The organism is Nostoc sp. UCD121 (assembly GCF_014222285.1).
Classification (GTDB): domain Bacteria; phylum Cyanobacteriota; class Cyanobacteriia; order Cyanobacteriales; family Nostocaceae; genus Nostoc.
In genome coordinates this window covers 1-4,301 of the sequence record NZ_JACKZS010000365.1, presented here as the reverse complement: position 1 = coordinate 4,301, position 4,301 = coordinate 1, and the positions used below count along the sequence as shown (strand labels likewise).

The window sequence follows — 4,301 nt, the reverse complement described above, 5'->3', positions numbered from 1 at the left end:
TTGTTTCATTTTTATATAAATTACAAGTATTATCTCAGTAAGTTAGTAATTATTAAGCCTGGATTAATAGTAATTTATGAAAGAAATTTGCTTAAATCAAAATCCTCTTCTTGGGAGTTATCTTGAAACCTTTCATGACTGAGAATCAATAAAATCCTTTCAGAATAATCTACTGCACCCCGGATTTCTGATTGTAAAATTTCAAGTCCACCATTCGCATATTCTTCAAAAATATAATTACGTTTTTCGTTATTGTTTCCTTCTTCGAGAGATAAAACTTTTATATCTTGAGTTTCAGCAATTGCTATTAAATTTATTACCGTATTATATCCCCTGACTATAAACTGTTCTTGGGGTATTGGCGATGGTTCCCTTTTAGAAATCTCTCCTAAAGGCACGCGTTTTTTATGCTTTGCACCCAAAGCTGCTGCAAACACAATCACATCAGCAAAAGTGTTAAAAGGCCCTGTTCCACCATCTGAAGATGTTAAATCCTTTACCAACTCAGCCTTATCTTTAGCAACCCTGATTCTGCCAGTTTCCGCCATTGTTTTAATATCTACATTGTTGCTATTTTAACCGAAAGTCAAAAGCGATAGTAATTATTGCTGCATTATTTTATACCACTATGTGGGCGATCGCTAAACAAACAAATTATCCACTAACATAGTCCATCCTGGCACTGCGGGTTCAGCTTCAGCCACCTCACCACGACGATAAACTTGCGGTTCTTCAGGATTACTAGCACGATATACTCTAATAACTTCCTCTTTAAGTACATCTACATCCCAAACTACCAAAGTACCAGCCGCAAAATAATCCCGGCGTTTACTAGCCATATCTTTCTCAGCTTTATCACCATAATCATTTTCACTTCTCACCTCAGCAGCAAATATAGGCGCACCATTAAGAAACTTCCCACCTGTAGGTTTGCCAGTGTAAAATGCAGCATCAGGACTTAAAGAACGGCGATTAGGGAGATTGACAATAAAACCGACATTATCAGGCAAAGCGTAACCACTTTTTGTTAGACGTTCATAATCCCGTAGACTTGCATAAATTTCACCACCTGCACGTCCTGGTAAAAATCCTGTTGGAGACATCAGCACCAATTTCCCATTGACAATCTCTGCTTTACAATTGTCAGGTAAGCGGTACAAATCTTCAATAGTTGCCTCTGTTTTAATACTCATAAAACATTTTATAACTAGTTAGATATAATCACAATTTTACATCTTCTCTTCCCTCTGCTTCCTCCGCGCCTCTGCGGTTCATTTATCCAAAACTTATATTGAAAATTGAACATCCTCATAAACCAAAGAAATAGGAAAATGAAAATCAACGCTAGTTAAATGAACTTCATCCCCCTCTTCATAAGGATGTAATTCCCAAATTCCTTTATCATTTATACGAAAGCAATCTAAACTGATTTTTTCAGCATCAATGAGGACATATTCTTGTAAAGTCTGAATACGCCGATACTGCATAAATTTTTTGCCTCTGTCGTAAGCTTCTGTACTGGGGGAGAGAACTTCGACAATTAGACAAGGATACTGAAGAAATTTAATAGCTTGTCTATCTCTTTCATCACAACTCACCACAACATCCGGGTAGTGAAATGGCCCGTTCTCAGTTACTCCTACTTTTGCATCTGCCATAAAAGCACGACAGGAACTTCCTCGGAGATGACTTTTTAATGCCGAAGCTAAGTTTAAAGCAATACTAGTATGAGGAATTGTACCTCCAGTCATGCTAAAGACTTCACCATTGATATATTCGTATTTAATATCTTGGTGTCCTTCCCATTCCAGGTATTCCTGGGGAGTCATATACTTTCTGTCTGGACTCGCAACCATAAATTTATCCTTTAAATATTACGTTCAACCCCGATAATTTCAGTATACTCAAACTCATTCGGACTTTGTTTCACCAAAGGATATCTTTCTCTACCCAACTCAATATAATCTTGTTCGCAATCCGGCTTAGAAGAATAATATGTAAGCACATATTCTCTACCAATTCTCTCTGTCATTTCTGCTTCAACTTCACCCCGCCACTGAGTTTTAGTAACTAAAACTATCAACTGATTCGCTAATTGGGGAATTGTCTTTGCAATGTGTCGCCGCGAATTCTCATCCAAACTACCGAAGGGTGAATCCATCACAATTGGAAAAGTACTACTATCGGGAATCATCATCATTTTTTGTTTCTCACTCCATTCCCGTACTTTGTCAATGATGCTGGCAATAAAGGATAAACTGAGAATTTGATTCTCTCCCGTTGATGCTGCAACTGGTGCTTCTATACCTGTGGTATTTTCTACTAATGTCAGTTCATATTTTTCACTAATTTTAGGAATGTATGGAGTCACAGATATCTCCATAAATATCTCTTGTACTCGCTTTTCTAGTTGCAGGCGAAATTGTTGTTCTTGACGATTTCTAACTTCCGTTAACCGTTCGATTGCATCTTGAGTAGCGTTAATTCGCCGCTGTGCTAAAGTTTGCTTGTCTTCATTCAGCTTTTGCTTCGCGATTTGTTTATTTAAACCTTCAATTTCAGTTGTCAGTTGAGCAATTTGCTGCTGATTTGCACCCTGTTCTCGATTTAATTCATCAATTTTACTTTCAATTTCATCTAACCGTTTTTGCAAACTGCTAATTTCTTCATTAGCATCTTTTCGCAACCGTTCTTGAATATTGTCTAAATCGCCTTCAATTTGAGATATACTTTGCCTTAACTGATTAATCCTAGTTTGTTCTCTATCAACTTCTTCCCAAAAACCTATTGCTTGCTTATCAATTTCATCTACTTGTGCGCTCATCCGAATTGCAGTTTCTTCCACCGCCGAAGAACCTGCTCTATTTAACCAAGTACTCACATGATTATGAGAATGATTACCCTCGTGTAATTCTGCGCCACAAATACAGCGTTGAGAATTGAGTAAATCATTCACAAATTCTCGTGAAATTCCTGATGTTAACTCGCCGCGCTGCTTCAAATCATTGATAATCCCTCGAAACTGGGATGTAGTTTCTGAGAGCAAAACTGTATAACCCCGTGCAGAGATAACTTTCTTCAGCGCTTGCTTGGTTTTTTTATATTCTTCTTGATTCGCCGTCTTCTGTGATTCTAAATCCTGCCATCTTTCTTGCAATTCTTTAGCAGCACTTAATTCTCGTAAACGGTTACTTGTCTCTTTTTTAAAAGTTTGTTGATATTCTAACTCTTCTTTAATTTCAGTTTGTCGTTTGGTAATGCGTTCACGCTCTCGTTCTATCTTTTCTTGCTGTCGCAACAGTTGTTTAATTTCAGAATCACCAATAGCTTTCAAATCATTTTCTAGAGTTTTTTTTGCATCTCCCAAATGTTTGATCGAACGGTTGATTACTTCCACACCCAAGAAAATTTTTGTAGCTTCGGCAATTTCAGCTTTTTTATCAGAACGGACTATTCCTTCAATTCGTTCGCCGTCAAAGAAAAAATATTGATGTAAAGTAGCGGGTAAAATTTGATTAATTATATCGTCTGGTTGCTGAATTGGTATATTCCATTTGCCATCATCTGCACCAACCCACATGGTTAATTGAGTTTTGCTAGCCTCAAAATCACCTTCGTTTTTATAACCCCGACAGGCGCGTTTAACTCGATAGCGTTTACCTTCATGTTCCCAGCCAATTTCTACCCAACATTCTACAGCTTGACCTTTTTGAGTTTCTGCGATCGCACGCTTATTCACCAACTGCTCTATCGATGCAAACGCTGCACTAAATTTATCATACAATACCCACGTAAAGGCATTCAGTAAACTAGTTTTTCCAGAGCCATTATTACCATGAATAATCGTTGTGTTTTGAACATCTCCACCAGCCAGAATCATCTCTGGTGTCGTACCATAAAAGGAGCGAAAGTTGCATAGCTTGATTGAAGTCAGCTTCATTGCACCTCTTCCTTAATAATGTCCAAAATATTATCATTTATATGACTGTTAATCTTTTTATCTAGCCTGCCTTTTTCCAACTTCCATACCCGCTCAATAATTCGTTGTACCTCTGGCGGGGCGCTGGTTATTGGCTCCTGTACATCATCGATATTCGCATCTTGTGACATCTTCGGTTTGGAAATATTAGTTTTTCTATATTTTAACTTTCTCTAGTACTGCATTTACCTCCGTAAAGCCACTGTTAGCGTTATCTTTAATTTTGTAAAAACTATTTTTTTAATTTATACTTTTCTTTGAAAAAAGACTTTACTATTGAATTATCTTCTGTTATTGTTAATATTAACAATCTAGATAATAA

At 37.1% G+C, this 4,301-nt stretch carries 5 protein-coding genes; all 5 read right to left on the bottom strand.

The genetic code is table 11. From position 1 onward, the window contains the following. Positions 1-74: 74 nt before the first annotated feature. The 5 genes from GNF10_RS35565 to GNF10_RS35545 all read right to left on the bottom strand — a co-directional run bounded on the left by GNF10_RS35565 (position 75) and on the right by GNF10_RS35545 (position 4,110). Positions 75-548 (bottom strand): DNA phosphorothioation-associated protein 4, encoded by a 474-nt coding sequence (locus tag GNF10_RS35565; RefSeq protein ID WP_185593033.1) that lies wholly within the window; start codon positions 546-548, stop codon positions 75-77. A 93-nt stretch (positions 549-641) separates the two neighbouring features. After that, entirely contained in the window at positions 642-1,193 is a 552-nt protein-coding gene (locus GNF10_RS35560) for a Uma2 family endonuclease (protein WP_185581966.1), read from the bottom strand. A gap of 93 nt (positions 1,194-1,286) precedes the next feature. Next, complete coding sequence (locus GNF10_RS35555) at positions 1,287-1,856, bottom strand: Uma2 family endonuclease (RefSeq protein WP_185581967.1); 570 nt, start codon at positions 1,854-1,856, stop codon at positions 1,287-1,289. An 11-nt stretch (positions 1,857-1,867) separates the two neighbouring features. Further along, a complete protein-coding gene (locus tag GNF10_RS35550; protein ID WP_185581968.1) occupies positions 1,868-3,940 on the bottom strand; it encodes an AAA family ATPase in 2,073 nt (690 codons plus the stop codon). Further along, the gene (locus tag GNF10_RS35545) at positions 3,937-4,110 is read right to left on the bottom strand and encodes a hypothetical protein (RefSeq protein ID WP_185581969.1); all 174 of its coding nucleotides are present in this window, start codon (positions 4,108-4,110) and stop codon (positions 3,937-3,939) included. The genes GNF10_RS35550 and GNF10_RS35545 overlap by 4 nt, the downstream gene beginning before the upstream one ends. Positions 4,111-4,301: the final 191 nt, after the last annotated feature.

Excerpts from the sequence above, each read along its gene's own strand:
- GNF10_RS35565 (WP_185593033.1), bottom strand. The coding sequence starts at position 548 with ATGGCGGAAACTGGCAGAATCAGGGTTGCTAAAGATAAGGCTGAGTTG.
- GNF10_RS35560 (WP_185581966.1), bottom strand. The coding sequence starts at position 1,193 with ATGAGTATTAAAACAGAGGCAACTATTGAAGATTTGTACCGCTTACCT.
- GNF10_RS35555 (WP_185581967.1), bottom strand. The coding sequence starts at position 1,856 with ATGGTTGCGAGTCCAGACAGAAAGTATATGACTCCCCAGGAATACCTG.
- GNF10_RS35550 (WP_185581968.1), bottom strand. The coding sequence starts at position 3,940 with ATGAAGCTGACTTCAATCAAGCTATGCAACTTTCGCTCCTTTTATGGT.
- GNF10_RS35545 (WP_185581969.1), bottom strand. The coding sequence starts at position 4,110 with ATGTCACAAGATGCGAATATCGATGATGTACAGGAGCCAATAACCAGC.